This is a genomic window from Sphingobium sp. DEHP117 (genome assembly GCF_030867385.1).
GTDB lineage: Bacteria > Pseudomonadota > Alphaproteobacteria > Sphingomonadales > Sphingomonadaceae > Sphingobium.
Genome location: NZ_JAPFBJ010000003.1, coordinates 152850 through 172330 on the forward strand (window position 1 = coordinate 152850; position 19481 = coordinate 172330).

General features: G+C 58.6%; 16 protein-coding genes and 1 tRNA gene. 10 read left to right on the forward strand and 7 right to left on the reverse strand.

What is annotated here, in order from left to right:
• Positions 1 to 44: 44 nt before the first annotated feature.
• The 8 genes from OOT33_RS13215 to OOT33_RS13250 all read left to right on the forward strand — a co-directional run bounded on the left by OOT33_RS13215 (position 45) and on the right by OOT33_RS13250 (position 10317).
• On the forward strand, positions 45 to 1097 hold the full coding sequence (locus OOT33_RS13215) for a ribonucleotide-diphosphate reductase subunit beta (protein WP_307750488.1): 1053 nt from the start codon (positions 45 to 47) through the stop codon (positions 1095 to 1097).
• Positions 1098 to 1125: 28 nt separating this feature from the next.
• Positions 1126 to 2994, forward strand: a complete 1869-nt coding sequence (locus OOT33_RS13220; RefSeq protein ID WP_307750489.1) for an NACHT domain-containing protein — start codon at positions 1126 to 1128, stop codon at positions 2992 to 2994.
• A gap of 739 nt (positions 2995 to 3733) precedes the next feature.
• Positions 3734 to 4774, forward strand: coding sequence for a Gfo/Idh/MocA family oxidoreductase (locus tag OOT33_RS13225; protein ID WP_307750490.1), 1041 nt, complete (start codon positions 3734 to 3736; stop codon positions 4772 to 4774).
• Positions 4771 to 5952, forward strand: coding sequence for an aminotransferase class I/II-fold pyridoxal phosphate-dependent enzyme (locus OOT33_RS13230; RefSeq protein ID WP_307750491.1), 1182 nt, complete (start codon positions 4771 to 4773; stop codon positions 5950 to 5952). The genes OOT33_RS13225 and OOT33_RS13230 overlap by 4 nt, the downstream gene beginning before the upstream one ends.
• Complete coding sequence (locus tag OOT33_RS13235) at positions 5949 to 7631, forward strand: glycosyltransferase (RefSeq protein WP_307750492.1); 1683 nt, start codon at positions 5949 to 5951, stop codon at positions 7629 to 7631. Before OOT33_RS13230 ends, OOT33_RS13235 begins: the two co-directional genes overlap by 4 nt.
• Positions 7621 to 8619, forward strand: a complete 999-nt coding sequence (locus tag OOT33_RS13240) for a GNAT family N-acetyltransferase (RefSeq protein ID WP_307750493.1) — start codon at positions 7621 to 7623, stop codon at positions 8617 to 8619. Before OOT33_RS13235 ends, OOT33_RS13240 begins: the two co-directional genes overlap by 11 nt.
• 59 nt (positions 8620 to 8678) lie before the next feature.
• The gene (locus tag OOT33_RS13245; protein ID WP_307750494.1) at positions 8679 to 9467 is read left to right on the forward strand and encodes a methyltransferase domain-containing protein; all 789 of its coding nucleotides are present in this window, start codon (positions 8679 to 8681) and stop codon (positions 9465 to 9467) included.
• A 34-nt stretch (positions 9468 to 9501) separates the two neighbouring features.
• The gene (locus tag OOT33_RS13250; RefSeq protein ID WP_307750495.1) at positions 9502 to 10317 is read left to right on the forward strand and encodes a sulfotransferase; all 816 of its coding nucleotides are present in this window, start codon (positions 9502 to 9504) and stop codon (positions 10315 to 10317) included.
• A 124-nt stretch (positions 10318 to 10441) separates the two neighbouring features.
• Here the strand turns inward: OOT33_RS13250 and OOT33_RS13255 are convergent.
• Positions 10442 to 10533, reverse strand: a tRNA-Ser gene (locus tag OOT33_RS13255).
• A gap of 133 nt (positions 10534 to 10666) precedes the next feature.
• A complete protein-coding gene (locus OOT33_RS13260) occupies positions 10667 to 11560 on the reverse strand; it encodes a prephenate dehydratase (RefSeq protein WP_307750496.1) in 894 nt (297 codons plus the stop codon).
• Between the two features lie 220 nt (positions 11561 to 11780).
• On the opposite strand from OOT33_RS13260, the gene OOT33_RS13265 reads away from it, so the two are divergent.
• Positions 11781 to 12401, forward strand: a complete 621-nt coding sequence (locus tag OOT33_RS13265) for a c-type cytochrome (RefSeq protein ID WP_307750497.1) — start codon at positions 11781 to 11783, stop codon at positions 12399 to 12401.
• A gap of 58 nt (positions 12402 to 12459) precedes the next feature.
• Here OOT33_RS13265 and OOT33_RS13270 read toward each other — a convergent pair whose 3' ends face one another.
• Positions 12460 to 13044, reverse strand: coding sequence for a biliverdin-producing heme oxygenase (locus OOT33_RS13270; RefSeq protein WP_307750498.1), 585 nt, complete (start codon positions 13042 to 13044; stop codon positions 12460 to 12462).
• Between the two features lie 2 nt (positions 13045 to 13046).
• Positions 13047 to 15620: an HWE histidine kinase domain-containing protein gene (locus tag OOT33_RS13275; RefSeq protein ID WP_307750499.1), complete on the reverse strand. Its 2574-nt coding sequence runs from the start codon at positions 15618 to 15620 to the stop codon at positions 13047 to 13049.
• A 52-nt stretch (positions 15621 to 15672) separates the two neighbouring features.
• On the opposite strand from OOT33_RS13275, the gene OOT33_RS13280 reads away from it, so the two are divergent.
• Positions 15673 to 16506: an amino acid racemase gene (locus OOT33_RS13280; protein WP_307750500.1), complete on the forward strand. Its 834-nt coding sequence runs from the start codon at positions 15673 to 15675 to the stop codon at positions 16504 to 16506.
• Here OOT33_RS13280 and egtB read toward each other — a convergent pair.
• From egtB to OOT33_RS13295, 3 genes are read right to left on the reverse strand one after another with little or no spacing between them, the layout of a single operon-like run.
• The gene (egtB, locus tag OOT33_RS13285) at positions 16503 to 17699 is read right to left on the reverse strand and encodes an ergothioneine biosynthesis protein EgtB (protein ID WP_307750501.1); all 1197 of its coding nucleotides are present in this window, start codon (positions 17697 to 17699) and stop codon (positions 16503 to 16505) included. The two genes, OOT33_RS13280 and egtB, sit on opposite strands and share 4 nt — an antisense overlap.
• Positions 17696 to 18649, reverse strand: a complete 954-nt coding sequence (egtD, locus tag OOT33_RS13290; protein WP_307750502.1) for an L-histidine N(alpha)-methyltransferase — start codon at positions 18647 to 18649, stop codon at positions 17696 to 17698. The genes egtB and egtD overlap by 4 nt, the downstream gene beginning before the upstream one ends.
• Positions 18650 to 18694: 45 nt before the next feature.
• Positions 18695 to 19306 carry an NAD(P)H-dependent oxidoreductase gene (locus OOT33_RS13295; RefSeq protein ID WP_307750503.1) on the reverse strand — a complete coding sequence of 204 codons (612 nt, stop codon included), beginning with the start codon at positions 19304 to 19306 and terminating at the stop codon, positions 18695 to 18697.
• Positions 19307 to 19481 lie beyond the last annotated feature (175 nt).

The following is a 19481-nucleotide window of genomic DNA, read 5'->3' on the forward strand; positions in this document are numbered from 1 at the left end:
GCACCGGTCCGTTTCCAGCATCTCTCTTAACCGGAGTTAAGCCCATGTCTCTTTTGAAAGCCTCCAAGGTCTACAAGCCGTTCGAGTACCCCTGGGCCTATGAATACTGGAAGCGCCAGCAGCAGGTTCACTGGATGCCGGAGGAAGTGCCGCTGGGCGAGGACTGCCGGGACTGGGCGCAAAAGCTCTCCGAGCATGAGCGCAACCTCCTGACCCAGATCTTCCGCTTCTTCACCCAGGCGGATGTCGAGGTGCAGGATTGCTATCACGACAAATATGGCCGCGTGTTCAAGCCGACCGAGGTCAAGATGATGCTGACGGCGTTCTCCAACATGGAGACGATCCACATCGCCGCCTACTCGCACCTGCTCGATACCATCGGTATGCCCGAGAGCGAGTACAGCATGTTCCTCGAATATCAGGAAATGCGCGACAAGCATGACTATATGCAGCAGTTCGGCGTGGACTCTGATGAAGACATCGCCCGCACCCTTGCCATGTTCGGCGGGTTCACGGAGGGGATGCAGCTCTTCGCCAGCTTCGCGATGCTGATGAACTTCCCGCGCTTCAACAAGATGAAGGGCATGGGGCAGATCGTCAGCTGGTCCGTGCGGGACGAGAGCCTGCACTGCGAGGGCATCACGCGCCTGTTCCACGCCTTCGTGAAGGAGCGGGACTGCCTGACCAAGGCGGTGAAGGAAGACATTATTGACTGCTGCCAGAAGACGGTGCGGCTGGAGGACGCGTTCATCGACCTCGCGTTCGAGATGGGGCCGGTGCCGGGCATGACCGCCAAGGAGATCAAGAAGTACATCCGCTACATCGCGGACTGGCGTCTCGGCCAGCTGGGCTTCCAGCCGATCTACATGATCGACGAACACCCCCTGCCCTGGCTCGCGCCGCTGTTGAACGGCGTGGAGCACGCCAACTTCTTCGAAACCCGCGCGACCGAATACAGCAAGGCCGCGACCCGCGGCAACTGGAACGAGGTGTGGGACAGCTTCGACCGGAGGAAGCGCAAGGTCGCAAACGAAGACAGCAGCGCAGGCGACGAGGGCGAGGATATGTTCAGCCGCGCTGGAGTGGCGGCGGAGTAGAGACAACGTCAGCTTCAAGGATTACTAGATGGGCAACCAATCAGAACCATCGTTTTTAGATTCACTAATCGCTGAACCAAAAGTACGAAGACTTTTCGTAGCCGCGTTTGCTGCTTCAGCAAAAGGATTAAAAAATGTTGGCTACAAGACATTGGTTGAGCTGGTCACCGCACTGACAAGTTACGAAAGTTATCTTGTCCAAACTAATAAGCGCGTCTCTACGATAAAAACCTTCGCCGCTCCAACAAGACCAGTTCCACTGAGTGACCATTTTGTCGATATATTCTTGAGAAGCAATAACGACGCGGAAATCGATCATTTAGATCTTCTAGAGAAATCGAATCAAAATTGTAGAGTAGTAATATCAGCCTCTGCTGGCTTTGGAAAAAGTATATTAATGCGATATATGGCGCTATGCCTGTACGAGAAACCAACTGGAAAAATTCCGATTTTTGTAGAATTGAGAGATTTTAACAGACTTTCGAAAATAGACATTATCGAATATATACACCTCAATTATCGACAACAATCAGAACTTGACTCAAAAGTACTGATCAAAGCTTTAGAAAAAGGAATATTTTCTATATTCTTAGACGGCTTCGATGAGATAAATTTTGATAAACGTTCCTTAGTTGAACAAGAGATTATAAAAATCTCTCAAGATTTCCCTGATATATCGCTTTTTGTATCTGGTCGTCCTGACGAAAAGTTTGATTCATGGAAAGATTTTCACAGGTTCTCAATAGAACCGATGAAGCTGGATCAAGTTAAATCCCTAATTACTAAAATTGAATATGACCAAGGAGTAAAGCAGAGATTTTTGGACAAACTGGATGACGGTCTTTACGAAAATCATTCTAGTTTTCTATCAACACCATTACTTGCAACTTTAATGATGCTCACTTATGAACAAAACGCAAATATTCCTGATAAGATGCATCTATTTTATCAGAGAGCTTTCGAAACGCTGTTTGAGAAACATGACACTTATAAAGAACAGTATGAAAGAAAAACCAAATCGGGTTTACGTATTGACGAGTTTTCAAAACTTTTCTCAACATTTTGTATGAATACTTATCTTACTGAGACTTTTGAGTTTTCGCATGTTGGTATTTTAGAAGCTATAGACGACGCGATATCTTATTGTGGATACACCACTTCAGCAGATAATTTCTTATTCGATCTTATTGAGTCGGTATGTCTAGTACAAAAAGAGGGTTTATTTTACTCTTTTATACATCGTTCATTTCAGGAATATTTTTCAGCTTTATTCCTCTGTCATTGCCCGGATGAATTGAGAGATGAATTTTTGGAAAGCATGACTTTCCGTCCGTGGGATTCAGTTCTGATTATGCTTTTTGATATGACGAAGGACCGACTGGAAGCCGCTTGGGTGCGCCCGAAAGCTAAAGCATACATCGATTTTGTAGAGAAATTTAATTCGCGAACTGGCACGCTCCTGGGCCCGCTACTTGCTCGTTGGGATGGCCTTGAGATTAGAATCGCAGATGGGCGCGCTACATTTTGGAATTTGAAACCCGGGCCTTATCATGGTTTCTGTTATGTCATGTCCCGCTTTTATGAAATTCTACGTGATAAGATTTCTTTTTTGACCTTAGATGTAGTTGACGAAGCTGCAAAAATAGTTGCAGAAAGCCAAGGTTTAATTTACACTAATTATTCTGACCACTTGAGTTCTGGCGATCTGATACAAAAAGGCAAACCTCATTTTGAGAAGTTTGATGAAAAATACAGCTCTAACAAAGAGATAGATCTTTGCTTGCAGGAGCGTGTATTTTTTGAAGATCTTAAGAAAATATTTGAGTCGATTGAAGATAGTAGCATCATCAAGCAAAAATTCTTGGAGAAAATTAAAGGGAATAGGAGTGAAAGATAGTCGATATTTCCCCTGTCCTACAGCCCCCACCCTTTGCTACGCCCCCACCCGTCCGTTTCCTGTCTGCAGGCCACAGCTCGGGGTTCGGATGGAAAGCCCTTGTCAGTCCACGCGGGCGGTTCACTCCGTCCAAATGCTGGCAAGGGGTCGGTCGGCGTGGAGTCATCCGGGAACGTATGGATCCGCGTATAACCCGGCATCGCCTTGACGTGTTCTGTAGGGGACGTTGCCGGCGGGCCTGAAGCTGAGGAGCGGGGATGAGAGGAAATGCTTTACCCCCGCGATTATCCCACTCGGCGTTTAGGGCTTGGCCAGCGGCTAACCATAATTGCCTCTCAGCCCCGCACTTCCGCGCGCTAGCTACGCCGGGAGCGCAACAACGCTCAATGCGGGAAGAGCAGAACCCAAGAGCGAGCCATTAAAAGTCTCGACGCATTATTTCTTGCGTTACCACAATGTTGTCGAGCCCCGGGTGTCCGAGGCAGGGACACGCCGACCGATTTTCTTCGTTTTTCCGGGGTAAGCACCCCTGTGCGCCCGCATCCAACACCCCGCCGTCCGTTCAATCGGTCGGCTCTTTTGTGTTGGCCCATTTCCCAAGCGAAATGGGCGGGACCGATTAATCCTTCGTTTTTCCGGGGTAAACACCCCTGTGCGCCCCCCTCCAACACCCCGCCGTCCGCCCCCCATACCTTGTCGTTAACGCTTCATTAGCCACTTCTCTTTACTTTTTTCCCTCATGATCAAGATCGGCCTTTGCGGTTTGGGTTATTGGGGGAAAAACCTGTTCCGTGCCCTCTCCGGCAACCCCGCCATTCAGCTCGTCGCCGTCGCGGATGCGAAGGCAGACGTGCTCGACCGCCTGGCCCTGACGCACCCCGCCATCCGGCGATATACGGATGCGATGGATCTGATCGCCGATCCCGATATCGACGCGGTCTGCATCGCCACGCCGGTGGCTTCTCATTATGCGCAGGCGAAGGCTGCCCTCGACAACGGCAAGCATGTCATGGTCGAAAAGCCGCTCTGCACGGACAGCGCGGAAGCCGAAGACCTCAACGCCCGCGCAAAGCTTTACGGTCTCACCCTGATGACCGATCACACCTATCTGTTCCATCCTGCGGTGACGAAACTGCGGGAGCTGGTTCGCTCCGGCGAGCTGGGGCATGTCAGCTATTTCGACTCCCAGCGGATCAATCTCGGCCTGTTTCAGCCGGATGTGAACGTGTTGTGGGATCTCGCGCCCCATGACCTGTCGATCATCGACTATCTGTTCAACGGCGAGCCGATCCACATCGAGGCGTCAGGCTATTGCCACGTCAATGCCGGCTTTCCGGACATTGCCTATCTGACCTTCCACTATCCCAACGCCATGGTCGCCCATCTCAACCTCAGCTGGATGTCGCCGGTGAAGGTGCGCCGCATCGCGGTTGGCGGCAGTGACAAGATGGCGGTGTGGGACGATCTCGATCGCAACGAGCCGCTGAAGATCTATGACAGCGGCATCACCACCCACCCCCGGCAGGACCGCGACATCATCCTGCCCAACTACCGGATCGGATCGGTAACCTCGCCGCGCTTGCCGGAGAACGAGCCGCTGGCGGATATCATCGAGCATTTCCGGCGCGTCGTGCTGGGCGAAGAGATCGCCCGCTCGGACGGACGCCTGGGGGCACGGGTCGTCCGCACGCTGGAGCGCGCGCAGGTCATCCTCGATCAAAGTCTGAAACAGGTGAGAACGGCTATGTCGGAAATTCCTCTCTCGATCGAAGCGGCGTGAACGCCGTGGCCACGCGGATGAACGCGAGCGTGCGGTACGAGCCGCTGGAGGACATGGCCCACACGCCTGTCCCCTTTGCCGATCTTTCCATCCAGTGGGATCAGATCCGACCGGCGGCGATGGCCGACCTCGAAAAGCTGTTTGCGGAAAGCGCCTTTTGCCAGGGCCCATGGGCAACGGCGTTTGAGGCGCAGATTGCCGATTATCTCGGCGCCAAACATGCCGTTGCGGTCAACAGCGGCAGCTCCGCGCTCCATGTCGCGACGATAGCCGCCGGCATCGGTCGCGGCGACAAGGTTCTGGTGCCCGCCCACACCTTCATCGGCACGATCTGGGGCCTGATCTACGAAGGCGCCATTCCGGTATTCTGCGACGTAGACGACGCCACCGGCACCATCGACCTCGCCGATGCAGAGCGGCGCATGGAGCCGGGCGTCAAGGCGATCATCCCCGTGCATCTCTATGGCCAGCCGGTTGACCTGCCCGCCACCCTCGCCTTTGCCGAACGCCACGGCCTTACCGTGATCGAGGATTGCGCGCAGGCCATCGGCGCGTGCCATCAGGGGCGGTCGGTCGGCACCTTCGGCGCAATGGGCTGCTTCAGCTTCTATCCCGGCAAAAATCTCGGCGGCGCGGGCGAAGGCGGCTTGGTCGTGACCGATGACGGCGACAAGGCCGACCTGATGCGCGCCGTGCGCAATCACGGTCAGGGCGAGCGCTATGTCCATGAGCGTGTCGGCTATAACTACCGCATGGACGGCATTCAGGCGTTGGTGCTGTCGCACAAGCTGAGGCGATTGGACGGCTGGACCGATCAGCGTCGCGCCGTCGCCGCGCGCTATGCGGAGGCGCTCGCAGGAACGCCGCTTCGCCTGCCCGTCACGGCGCACGGCGATCATGTCTATCATCTCTATGTGGTGCGCACGCGGCAGCGCGACGCGCTGAAGGCATTTCTGGATGCGCGAGGCGTTCAGACGGGCCTTCATTACCCCGTCCCGCTCTACCGCCAGCCCTGCCTCTCCGGCATCGCTTCATCGCACGCCACCGCGCCCTTTCCTGTGACAGAGGACTGGGCAGCCAACGGCCTTTCGCTGCCCATGTTCGCCGGGATGACGGCGGAGCAGCAGGATCAAGTCATCGACGCTATCCATGATTTCTTCAAGGGGAGCCGCTCATGATCAACACACGCATCTTTCCCCGTCGCCGCGTCCTGTGCGTGAGGCCATATCCCAATCCCGCAGCGTCGGCGCTCCCGCGTGAGGCGTCTGACGAGTGGGTCGCCACCCTCGCCCTGCACTGCGATGTCACCGTCATCGAGCAGGATTTCGACTTTGCCGAGGCATGCGAGCGCCTGAAGCCAGATTTCGTGATCTTCGATTCCGTGCACTGGGTCCGCTCGCCTGCGTTGAACATCACAAACCCGCGAGCATTCCCTGAGATTCCGCGCGCGCTTTACTATGATTGCGATCCCCACGAACCCATGCGGCCGTATCTCATGCCGCTGCTGGAGGCATGTGGCGTCGACACGATCTTCTGCGGCATCGAGCATCTCCAGCAGATGCCGGAGCTGGCGCTGCGCGACCATTTCGTGATCCCGAAGTTCATCGATAGTGACATATTCCGCGACTATGGGCTGGAAAAAACCATCCCCGTCAGCGTTTTCGGCGGCCATCTCTTCCCGACATTTTACGCGTGGCGAGCGAAGTTTCTGGAAGAAATCCAGCGTCTGATCCCGACGCTGGTCTATCCCCATCCGGGCTATACGCTGAAGGAACCCAATCCATTCGAAGCGCGTAACGAGAAATATGCCCGGCTGCTGTCCGCTAGCTACTTCTCCGTTTCGGACACGACGCGCCTCGATTATGTCGTGCGCAAGCATCTGGAAATCCCGGCCGCAGGCGCGGTGCTGGTGGCGCCCCGCTCGGAGGTAGTGGAGGCGCTGGGCTTCGTAGACATGGAGAACTGCCTGCTCGGCGAAGGCGATGAACTCTATCGACGGATCAGATCCGTCGCCGCCGACACGGCGCTTTACGAGCACATCCGCAAGGCCGGGCATGATCTCGTTCACGGGCGCTATACCCGCAAGCACTGGACATATATGCTCGACTGGTTCGAGTGCCGCATGACATGTGGCCCGGATGAAGTCACCCAGCAGAACGGCCGCTTCGGCAAGTTCCGCAATGTGCCCGCACAAACCGCCACGGCGTCGGTAGCCGGGCTGTCATACGGGCCGTCGCCCATGTCGGCCGCGCTGCGAAATGCCGCGAGCGCCATCCTCTCCGGTCGGGCGCTGATCGAGGCGAAGGCAGGCTTGCAAGAGGCGGTGCGATGGATCGGCCATATCGCCGAGCCGCACTTCCTGCTAGGCGTCATCGCGATGCTGGAAGGCAATATGGATACCGCGGTCGAGGGCATTGGCCGCCGCCCCATTTCCTTCGGCAAAGGCGAAGTTGCTGCAGGCCAGTTTGAGCTGGGCCTGCTCGATCCCTGCGAACTTGCCATGCTGCTGTGCATCGGCGCCATTCAGGACGATGTCGCGTTCTGCAGCAGCTTGCTGTCCTATGTGCCCACGACCCCGCACGTCGCGGTACGGCGGGCCGTCTGGCTGTTGTCCGGCGCGCCGCTCAATGCCGATTTCAACGAGGGCCTGATGATGGCGCAACCGGGCGACATCATGTCGATACACTGGATCGGCCAGGAATCGCTTCCGCAATGGCTTCTGCTCATGGCGCGTGTTCTCGATGCCACCGGCCAGACCAGCCAGGCCTCCCATCTGCGCACCATCGCCGCCGCCTTCGATCCTTCTGACGAGAACGCCCCGCTGGAGCAGGATCACGACAGGTGCCATGTCGCATAGCATCACCCGCTATGAGGATCGCTTTGCCGCGCCATGGGACGCGCTGATAGCGCGCAGCCATGGCGGGACCATCATGCACAGTCGGCGCTTTCTGGCCTATCATGGAGATCGCTTTCAGGATGAAAGCCTGTGCCTGTGGAGCGATCCGGGGGTAAGGTTGCAAGCGGCACTGCCGCTGGCCCGTTCGCCAAGTGCGCCCGATACGATCGTGTCACATCCCGGCAGCACTTTTGGCGGGTTGATCGAAGACGGGATCGACCCGGAAAAGCGCGCTACGCTGCTTTCCGCCTGTGCGCGGCATCTGCTGGATCGTGGCTTTCGTCGGATGACATACAAGCCGCAACCGGCCATTTTCGGGCAGCAGTTCGATGAAAGCGACTTGCGTCTGATGATTCGGGTGGCGTCAGTGCACCGCACCGACCTCTGGAATTTCATCCGTCTCGACCGGGCCCACGCCCTCTCCGAAAAGCGGCGCTCATCCGTCAAGGCTGCCGGGCGCAAGGAAATTACGGTCCGCGAAGCGCAGGGCGAAGCGGAATGGCGGCTATTCTATTCCATGCTGACGGAAAATCTGTCGGCACGCCATGGCGTGGCGCCCGTGCACAGCATCGACGAACTGCTGTCGCTGCGCGGTCGGCTTGAGGACGGGAGCAGGCTCTGGCTGGCCATCGGCCCCGGCGGCGAAATCCTGGCGGGCACATGGTGCCTTGCCTACAACAGCAGCACCGCGCACACCCAATATATCGCTTCGACCGAGCAGGGCCGGAAGCTGGGCGCCGTGGATTTCCTGCTCGCCAATCTGATCGGCCGGTATGCCGAAGCGGGCTTTGGAATTTTCTCCTTCGGCGTCAACACTCTGAAAGACGGATTTTCCATCAACAAGGGCCTACTGAAACAGAAATTGCAATTTGGGTCCGGCGTCACCGTTCACTGGCATTTCGATGTCGATCTTGAACGACTGGCCGCCATCGATGCCGGCTTTCAATGAACCCGCAGATCCACGAACCGTCACATATGGCACTGACCGAACAGGAAAGGGAGCGGATCATGCGCGCAGCATCATCCAACGCATCAAAGCTCATCTCGGCCGAGGATTATGCCCAGAAATACCTCGCCGACATGGGGTTTGAGCATAATCTCATCACGGCGCGACAGGACTGTTGCCTGGAGTTCCTCGCAGACTGCCAGCCGCATACGGTTCTTGAGGTTGGCTGCGGGCCAGACCTGCTGATTGACCGCTTCGATCTTGCCGGCTCCGCAATTCGCAAATGGGTCGTAGTCGAACCATCGTCCTACGCAGACGACTTTGAACGGCGGATCAAGCATTCGAACAAGCTGGCTTTGACGCGCGGCTATCTGGAGGATCAGGTTCCTGTTTTGCGAGATCATTTGCCGGGCGGATTTGACGCGGTTCTCCTGTCTGGCCTGCTGCATGAGACCACCCAGCCCGCCAACATGTTGAACGCTGCTCATGATCTGCTGCGAGACGGCGGGCATCTTTTCGTCAGCGTCCCCAATGCCAATTCCTTTCACCGCCTTCTGGCAGTGGAAATGGGCATGATGGACAGCCCCACGCAGCTATCGGACCGCAACCTGGAGCTTGGTCACCCGGTCGTCTACAACCGGGAAAGCCTGACCGAAGTGATCGAAGACGCCGGATTCCAGCCGGAGCAGTTTTCCGGCTATATGTTCAAGCCCTTTTCGAACGGACAGATGGCGGCCATCCTCAAGACAATTGGCGACGATGTTGTTGACGGGCTCAACAGTCTCGGAAAGATCTTCCCTGACAATGCGGCCGAAATTGCCATTTCAGCCCGCAAACCAGTAAATTCCTGAGCATGGACACTGCACAGATAGTTGGAGAATTCGCATGAAACCATCCACGAATTATCTGGATTTTGTCCAGAACCACATCAACCCCATATTCGTTTCCGGCTGCCCGCGCAGCGGGACGACGATATGCCATGCCCTGTTGTGCACATCTCCGAATGTGAATGACTATGTGCCGGAGTCTTCATTCCTCACAGGCATTCTGAACAATTTTGTTACGGGCCTCAACAGCGACGAGCACAATGTCGATTATTTCGGTTCGAAGCAAAATTTCATCGACTACGGCCTGGAGCAGATCGCCACTTTGATCATGCACTCATGGCTTCGGTTCGAGAGTCCAGAATTCCTCTGCCTCAAAGACCCCAATATGTACGCGCATATGGACTGGCTGCATCAGGCTTTCCCGAGAGTGCACTATGTTTTCACCATTCGTGACCCTGCGGAGGTCATCTCCTCACGGGTTTCGGTTGAAAGAAAATATGGAAGAACGGTCGATGACAACGTCATGATAAACTTGTCTTCCGAGCTTGTGAAATATTTCGATTTCCTCATTGCGCTACACCAAAATCATGCTGATAGGCTGACGATAGTGCATTATGATGAGATCATGTCAGGCAATATCGGGCATAAATTCTCGAAAATAAGCAATTCGATCACCATCAATAATGCAGATGTCTGGAAATCTAAATTTTTCCATGCTTTCAACGAGCAAAGTCCCTGGATATCCAAAAACTACGGAGTTTCTGTCGAAAACGCGCAGAAATCCCCGATCATTTTGGATGAGGGTCAGATCAATATCGTCAATACCATATGCGATGATGCATACACACAATCATGCAAGATTATGAACCACTAGGCGATCTGGCTCTCGTTTCGAAAACCGAAAACTGACACGATGTGTTGGGGGCTTGGGTAGCGGCTCTTGGTCTCGGCCGCGCGACTTCGGCTTCTCAGCGCATGAACATCGATTTTGAAAAAGTTGGCGGAGACGGAGGGATTCGAACCCTCGGTAGCCCCTTAAGGCTACGACGGTTTAGCAAACCGCTGGTTTCAGCCACTCACCCACGTCTCCGCACTAAGAATTCGCCATAAGACTGGCATGTGGCGGGCTGAACGAGAGGGGCTATAGCGGTGCTCCGGCCGCTTGGCAATCCGGCTGAACCCTCTGTCGCGCGAAATATGCCGGGCGCGGCGAGACCGGCCCGTCAGGCAGGGGTACGCGGCCGGGCTTGCGCATAGCTGCCCAGAATGCGCACCCATTTCGCCTGATATCCGAGCTCTTCCAGCGCGCGGTCCACCGCCGCATCGCCGGGCATGCCTTCGATGTCCGCGTAAAACTCCGTGGCGGCAAAGCTGGCCCCGCGCTGATAGCTTTCCAGCTTGGTCATGTTGACGCCATTGGTGGCGAAGCAGCCCAGCGCCTTGTAGAGCGCGGCAGGAATATTACGCACCTCGAACAGAAAGCTGGTCATCGTCGGCGTGCCCGGGGGCGGCGTGACGGCGTGGCGCGCGAGCACGACGAACCGGGTCATGTTGTCGGGGCTGTCCTCTATGTCGCGCGCGAGAATCTTCAGGCCGTACAACTCCGCCGCCAGCGTCGGTGCGATTGCCGCCACGCCCTGCTCCCGGCTCTCCGCGACCAGCGCAGCCGCACCCGCCGTGTCTGCATACGAAATCGCACGAATGCCCCGCTCGCGCAGATAATGGCGGCACTGGCCCAGAGCCTGCACGTGGCTCAGCACCTCGCGCACCGGCGAATCGTCAGGCGCCATCAGCTGGTGGTGGATCGGCAGGAACAGCTCATCGACGATCGACAGGCCTGATTCCGGGAGCAGATGGTGCATGTCCGCCACGCGCCCATGCAGGGAATTTTCGATCGGGATCATCGCCCGGTCCGCCCTACCCTCGATCACGGCGTCAAGCGCATCCTCAAATGAAAAGCAGGGCAATGGCGCGCATTCTTGGCTATATTCAAGCGCCGCTCGATGCGAATTGGCACCCGGCGCACCCTGAAAGGCGATGGCGCGCGCTGGATCGGCCAGCGCCGCAGCGCTCATCTGCTCCACCAGCGTGCGAGCGGGAACGGGATAGCTTTCCATAGCGTGACTGCGCCTCCGCCGTCGCGCTTAAGGGCAGTCGAGAATCCATGCAAGCTTAGCTTGCGCAGGAGCGATCCTCCCATTATGGCATCGCGCATACGAGGGGGGTGCACCATGCCCGGAGCGCTTCTTTCGGCATGAATGGCAGGAATTTGGCACCGCCGCGCCGCGCAGTCGGGGGCAAGGGGGCGGCCAGGGTTTGAAGAAGGATTGCGGGCGCATGGATGATCGTTTCAATACATTTGCGGGTTGGGCATTGTTCGCGGGCATCATCGCGCTCGGCGGAGGCATCGTAGCCAGCAAGATGTTCCACTCCGAGCGCCCGGAAGAGATGGGCTACGCCATTGAGGGCGTGGAGGCCGAGGGTGAAGGCGGCGCGGCCGGTCCATCGCTCAACACCCTGCTCGCCTCCGCAGACGTCGCCAAGGGCGAGAAGGTCTTCGCCAAGTGCGCCGCGTGCCACACCGTCAACCAGGGTGGCGCAAACGGCATTGGCCCCAATCTCTATGCCACGGTCGGCAAGCCGCACGGCCATGTCGCGGGTTTCGCTTACTCCGACGCGCTGAAGAAAGTCCCCGGCAACTGGGATTTTGCTGCGCTCGACAAATGGCTTACCAGCCCGCGTGATTATGCGCCCGGCACCAAGATGACCTTCGCAGGCCTTGGTAACCCGGTCGATCGCGCCAACCTGATCGCGTGGCTCAACACGCAGGGCTCGAACCTGCCGCTGCCTGCAGCCGATGCGCCCGCCGCTGCCGAGGGCACAGGCAACGCCGCCAATGCAGCGGAAGGGGCCGATAATGCTGCGGCTCCCGCCAACGCAGCTGCTCCGGCGAAGTAATTTCCGGCGGCAATGAGGCGCTCGCCCAGCTGACGCGGGCGAGCAATCTGGTGAGCCTCTATCGCGCGCTGGGTGGTGACGCCGCTCGGGATGGCGCAGTCAGATAAGCACGAAAAAGCGCCTTGGCGCCCAGTATCGCTTGCGCGCGCCAGGCGGAGCCGGTGTCTGCCGCGTTGAGCCGCGCCAGCAACGCGGCCCATCCGCCCTGCCGATGCACCGCGCTCAGGAAGGCAACCGGCAGGCCCGGCGCTATTCGCCTCGCCAGAACGGCACCCCCTAACCGCGAGCCTTCAAGCACATAGAGCGCGCCCCAGCGTGCCGCCTCCCCGTCCGGCAGCACGAGATCCATGTCCTGCGGCGCGTCGAGTCCCAACTCTTTCAGGTCTTCAAGCAGCGCCTCGGCCCGCCCCCGCCAGTCATTGATCAGTCCATGCGGCGCGATGAGGCGCTCGGTCACGGGGAGAATGCGCGCATGCGCTGTGAGGAAATCCCCATATCCAGCGCGCGTGGCGAGCGAAAATCGCGAGAACGCAGCGTCCACCGCCTCGTGATCGGCGCGCGTGGCAATGCGCAGAGTCTGGAGGGCCGACACGTCGTCCGTGGCAACCTCGTCTTCCGTTAGAAGGGCAACAGGCCGATTCATCGTCAGCGCCCAGCGGGGCTGACGCCCAACAGATCTTCCACCGCCCGCAAAAGATTTCCGCTGGTATAGGGCTTCTGAACCACGGGCCGCGCTCGGTGCTCCATCGGCAGATTGGCTTGCTCGCCATAACCCGACGCGAAGAAGAAGGGCACGCCCATGTCCTTCAGGCGATCGGCGATGCCGAAGCTGGTCTGATCACCCAGATTGATATCGAGGATGGCGAAATCGGGCTGTGAGTCGTCGAGCAGGTCATGCGCGGCGTCAGGCGTCGATGCCGTGGTCAGGGACGCACCAAAGCGCTGGAGTATATCCTCGGCATCCATCGCGATGATCAGGCTGTCCTCCACCAGCATCACGGAAAGCCCTGCCAGCAGCTCGGGTTGCACCGGCACGTCCTGCCTGTGGGGAGCATGGGGAAGGCGAATGCGCGACTTCAAGCCTGCGGGCGGTTCGCTGACGTGCCGCTTGGGGATGCAGAAACGCGCATGCACCCCGCCGACTTCATAAACAATCTTCGCCGCGCCTCCCAGATCATAGGGCACGGAGCGTTCGATGATCGTTGTGCCAAAACCCTTGCGCGTGGGTTGGCGCACAGCAGGCCCTCCCGATTCCCGCCAGTCGATGACCAGATCGCGGTTGTCGTCCAACGCCCATGTAAGGCTGACCTGCCCATCGGCAGAAAGGCTGCCATATTTGGTGGAGTTGGTGACCAGTTCGTGAATGACGAGCGCCATGGTCGAATAGGCTTGTGGATTGAGGAGTACGGCCGGTCCTTCGGAGATGATCGAGTTCTGCTTGTGCACGGCAAAGGCGGCGGCTTCCGCCTCGATCAACGCTTCCAGCGGAGCAGGCCCCCAATGGTCGTCCGTAATCTGGTTGTGTGCGCGGGCCAGGGCGTGAATGCGGCCATCGACGACCTTCACGAATTCCTTGACTGCCTCCTTATCCGGTTCGGATTGCCTGATGAGACCGCGTATGACGCCCAAAATATTGCGCACGCGGTGATTGAGTTCAGCAATCAGCAGTTCCTGCCTGGCGTTCGCCTGATGCCGCTCGGACGCCGCCTCGTCAGCCAGGCGCAGCACCACTTCGATCAATGTGGCGCGCAACGTCTCTGCCACGCGCAACTGCGAAGGCGTAAAGGCCGCAGACTTGCCCTCGACCTGCTCCTGCCATTCGGCGAAGCTCTGCCGGGGGGTGAGGCGCGGGCCGTTCGGACCATATTCGACAGGTTTATAGGGGTCCCCCGCCCATCGTACCGATTCCTTCATCTCCGAGCGGAACAGCACGACATAATCGCGTGGAGACCGGGAGATCGGGATAGCAAGCAGCCCCGCCGCCTCGCGCGCGAAACTTTCGGCCCCATCGACGAGAGAACCGATGTGATCGGTGGCGAAGACCTTTCCGGCCGCCGTCGCGTTCAGCGCGCGGACGATGCGGCGAAAGTCGTCGGTCGGCGGCGTGGTGCCCGAAAAAGCATAAGAGCCGTTGATCCACACCCCGACGCCGTCGGCGGGGATCGTGCGGGTCAATATGTCGGCCAGCCAGTCGGGGTCTTTGAGCAGGGTCTCATCCGAAGCCACCGCTCCGAGGAGCTGATCGGAAATGTCACGCGCGCGGCGTTCATACTCTACCAGCTCCCGCCGCTCGCGGCTTTCCAGCCGAAGCGAGAACATCTGGGAAAACAGCTCCGCTAGCGAGCGCTTATGGAAGTCCGGCGAGAGCGGCGCGTAATGATGACAGGCGAACAGCCCCCATAGCTTGTCGTCGACGATGATCGAAATCGACAGGGACGCGGCCACGCCCATGTTCCTGAGATATTCCAGGTGGATCGGCGACACCGACCGGAGCACCGACAACGAAAGATCGATCGGCTGCTTGTTTTCGTCCAGCGGCGGCACGACCGGCACCGGTTCGGCATCCACATCATGGATGATACGGATCAGGTTGCGAAGATACAGTGCGCGCGCCTGCTTGGGAATGTCGCTCGCGGGATAATGCAACCCCTTGAAGTTGCCGATCCCCGGCTTGCATGCCTCAGCAACCACTTCGCCATGGCCGTCGGGCGCGAACTTGTACACCATCACCCGATCATAACCCAGCAATGCGCGTATCTGACGTGCCCCTTCCCGATAAAATGCGTCAAGCGTGGTCTGGCCATCCAGCCGCGCCATCATCCACCGCACATTGCCCGTGGCATCGCTGTTGAGGTCACTGCCTGGTTCAGCCTCAAGAATGATCTGATTGGCGGAGAAGTGCAGCGCCACGTCAAACGGCTGTTCGTCGTTGCGCAAATGACAGCCGAAGACCCGCTCCACCGTGTCCGAATTCACAAGATAGGCTACGCGGTTGCGCAAATCATGCAAAAGCCGGGGGTCAATGAAATCCGACAGCGGGTTGCCGATCAGAGTTTCCGGCTCGTGCCCGAAATACTGCGCCACGTTTTCCGAAGCTCGCGAGATGATCCAGTCGGCGCTCAGCGCGAGCAGAAACCCTACCGGTTGAATGGCCCCGAGGAGGTGGATGGGTTCGCGATCGCAATTGGTGAGATCAACATGAAATCCGCCGTCCGCCATCAATCCGCCTAGTCGATCCCTTCACTTGGCTGGGAAACCACCCAACGGGTTGTTGGTTCCGAAGGATAGGTTCGAACAGCTGGGAATCCGCGCGGTCGCTCAGGCCGAGCGACAGGTGAAGGCGTGGGAACAGGCGCTACATGCTGGCCGTTACAGCCAGAGGCGTCTCGATGTTCCGGAAGAAATGCAGGACATGAAACTGATCGGCGTTCTGGGTGGCACGAGCTGGCCCTCTACCATCCCACCTTACCGAATGCTCAACGAGGAGGTGCAGCGGCGGCTGGGCCCGCACCATTCGGCCCGGATCGCGCTTTACAGCGTTGATTATGCCGAGATCAGAGCGAGCTTTTCGGGCGATGCATCGCGCATCCCCGCGCTGCTGCTCGCCGAAATCCGCACGTTGCTCAGCTTCTCGCCAGACTGCTGGATGATCGCCAACAATACCTTGCACAAATTCCATGCGGAGATCGCACATCTGATACCGCCCGATCCCCCGATGATGCACGCGATCACGCTGGTGCGCGAGCATCTATTATCCCGGCGTGTGGGCCGCGTGCTGCTCCTCGGCACCCGCTTCACGATGGAAGATGGCTATTACCACGAACCGCTTGAGGCGGCAGGGATCGAGGTCGTCATCCCGGAGGAACCAGACCGCGAGCACATAGGCGCAATCCAGACCCGGCTGGCTGACGGCGAAATGGATGCAGCGTTCGCGCCCTATTTTGCGGATCTTATCAAACGCGCGGCTGCGAATGGCTGCGAGGCCGTGATCGCAGGCTGCAGCGAGCTTCCCCTCGTCATCACGCAGGATATCTCGACGATCCCGCTGATCGACCCGTTGCAGCTGCAATGCATGGCCTGTATCGACTTCGCGCTCACGCCCTAGCTGCGCGCCAACCGTATCCCGGTAAAAGCCCATCGCGCGGAAGGAGGAAAGAAGTTGCGATATGTAGGGCGCGCATGGCCCGCAGGTGTCGCCAGCGAGCCGCCCCGCAGCACATACTGGTTGACCATGAACTTGCCGTTATATTCGCCTACCGCGCCTGCTGCTGGAGCAAAGCCAGGATAAGGGCTGTAGGACGAGGCAGTCCATTGCCACGCCCTGTCGTCCACCTCATGGAGCGGGGCATGGGCCACAGCAATCTCCCATTCCGCCTCGGTCGGCAGGCGGAAACCGGCCCAGCGCGCGAACGCATCCGCCTCATAATAGCTGATGTGCAGCACAGGCGCCTCAGGGTCGACAGCCACTCGCCCATTGAGCGAAAAGCGGGTCCATGAGCCGCCATCTTGCTGCCAGTAAAGGGGCGCGGTCCACCCTTGCGCCTCCACCACTGCCCAGCCGTCTGACAGCCAATATTCCGGGCGCCGATAACCGCCGTCCTCCATGAACGCGTTATATTCCCCCGCCGTCACCAAGCGATCCGAGATCGAGAACGGGTTAAGCCACACACGATGGCGCGGCCCCTCATTGTCGAAAGCGAAGCCGGTTCCCGCATGCCCGATTTCGTAAAGCCCGCCCGGCACATCGAGCCAACAGGGTGCGGTGGACTCTGGGACTAGCCCTGCCTCAAATCTGTAGGCAGGCTGCAGAGGGTTGAGCGAGAATGCATGCTGAATGTCCATCAGGATCAGCTCCTGATGCTGTTGCTCGTGTTGCACCCCGAGTTCGAGCAGCGCGGACCATCTCGTCTGCTCCACGGTCTCCATCAACCGGACCATCCCCGCGTCGACATGCCGACGATAGGCATAGACCTCCTCGAGCGTCGGCCGCGTCAACATGCCACGCTGCGGACGCGCAAACCGCTCGCCCACCCCCACATAATAGGAGTTGAACAACATGCCGAAGGCTGGATGAAACGGCCGGTAATCAGGAAGCAACGCCTCGAGCAGGAAGGTCTCGAAAAACCAGCTCGTGTGCGCGAGATGCCATTTGGCGGGGCTGGCGTCCGGCATCGACTGTATCTGGCAGTCTTCCGGAGAAAGCGGGGCGATCAATGCTTCGGTCTCGGCGCGCACCGTGCGATAGCGCGTCGATGGCGCGACCTCGGCTCCCTGATCGATGGCGGCATATGCGTTCATGGTTGAAGCTCTTCCGCAACCGCTGTCCACACATGTAAGCCGAACAAGGCATCCGGGTCTGTCCAGAAAGCCAATGGCTCCCACCCCGATGCCCGGGCGAGCAACCGCGCTTCTCCAGGCGCATATTTGTAACTGTTTTCAGTGTGGATCGTCTCACCGTCGCGCATGGAAAAGCGCCTTCCGGCCACCGAAAATCCGATCGCTCGCGTTGCGGCCAGATGCATCTCGATCCGTCCCAGACCGTCATGCCACACTGCCCGGTGCTCGAACGCTTCGACGGGGATCGTCCCGTCCAGTTCGCGGTTGATCCGCCGCAACAAATTGAGGTTGAAGGCAGCAGTCACGCCCGCCGCATCGTCGTAGGCCGCTTCCAGAAGGCGCGAATTCTTGCGCATGTCGATGCCGATCACCAGCCGCGCGCCTGACCCGAGCGTCGCGCGGAACGAACGTAGCAAGTCGATTGCCGCTCGATGATCAAAGTTGCCGATGGTCGAACCGGGGAAGAAGCCGGTCAAGGGACCATCGAGAGGCGGCAGGGTCAGCGGCTGGGTGAAGTCGCCTGCTATCGGAAGGATGCGAAGAGCGGGTCGGCTCGCCGCCAGGGCAGCGATCGACTCCTCAAGAAACTCTCCTGAAATGTCGATAGGAACGTAGATGGGGGCCGATGTTGCGTCGAGGATCAGCGGGGTCTTGGTCGCTGACCCCGCCCCGAATTCGATGAGCGGACGCCCCTTCCCCGCCAGTCGCCCAATGTCGTTCGCATGGCCTTTTAACAGCGCGGTCTCGGTCCGCGTAGGGTAATATTCCGGCAGTCGGGTGATCTCTTCGAACAGCTCCGAGCCGCGAACATCATAAAGATAGCGGGCCGGGATCGTCTTACGCGCCTGCGAAAGACCGGTGATAACCGCTTCGCCGAAATCGCCAAGGACAGGGGTGACGACTTCGCTCATACCGTCTCCTTTCTGGGGTGTTATGTCTGGTCCGGTCCTGCGGGTTCAGCCAACGGTTCCGGAATAGGGGCTCTGCTGCAAAGATCGCGCGAGATGGGCGGCGTTGGAGGCGAGCATGGCTGCGGCCTGCGAGACCTTTTCCGGCACTTCGGGCAAGTCCTGAAAATCCGTGCTGCCCATCGCTTCGCCGACCCAGTAGGACACAGCGGTGGCGGGGATCGTCCATCCGGTATCGTTCAGAGCCTGAAACACATTCGCAGTGATGCCGTGCGCACCGTCCTCGTTGCCGACGACAGCAAGGACCGCGACCTTGGAAAAACTCGGCATCCGCCCCTGATCGTCGGTTTCATCGAGGAAGGCATCCATGCGCTCAAGCACGCGCTTGGCGATGCTGGACATTTGCCCCAGCCACACCGGCGTCCCGAATATCAGTATGTCATTTTCAAGAATTTGGCTGCGAAGCTCGGGCCAGTCATCGCCCTCGCCTTCATTCGAAGTGACGCCGGGCTTGATGTTCAGTCCAGCCACGCGGATCGTTTCGTCAAACTCGACGCCCTGCCGCTCCAGCGCATCGGCGATAAGCGCGATCATCTTGTCGGTGGACGATTGGCCGGAGGCCTTCAACGTACAATTGAGGCCGATCGCTCTCAGCGCCATGCCTACTCTCCTTTTGGGATGAGATTGGGAAACCGGCAAACGCCCTGGTAAGTTCCGAGGCCAATCGATTGTCAGCTAAAGACGGGCAAATGTCTCCGGCTGCGCGTCCGGCCTGCCTCTTCTCCCTCCGCCGGGTTCTGGGCGACGTTCGATTGGTCTCGATCCATTTTCGCTT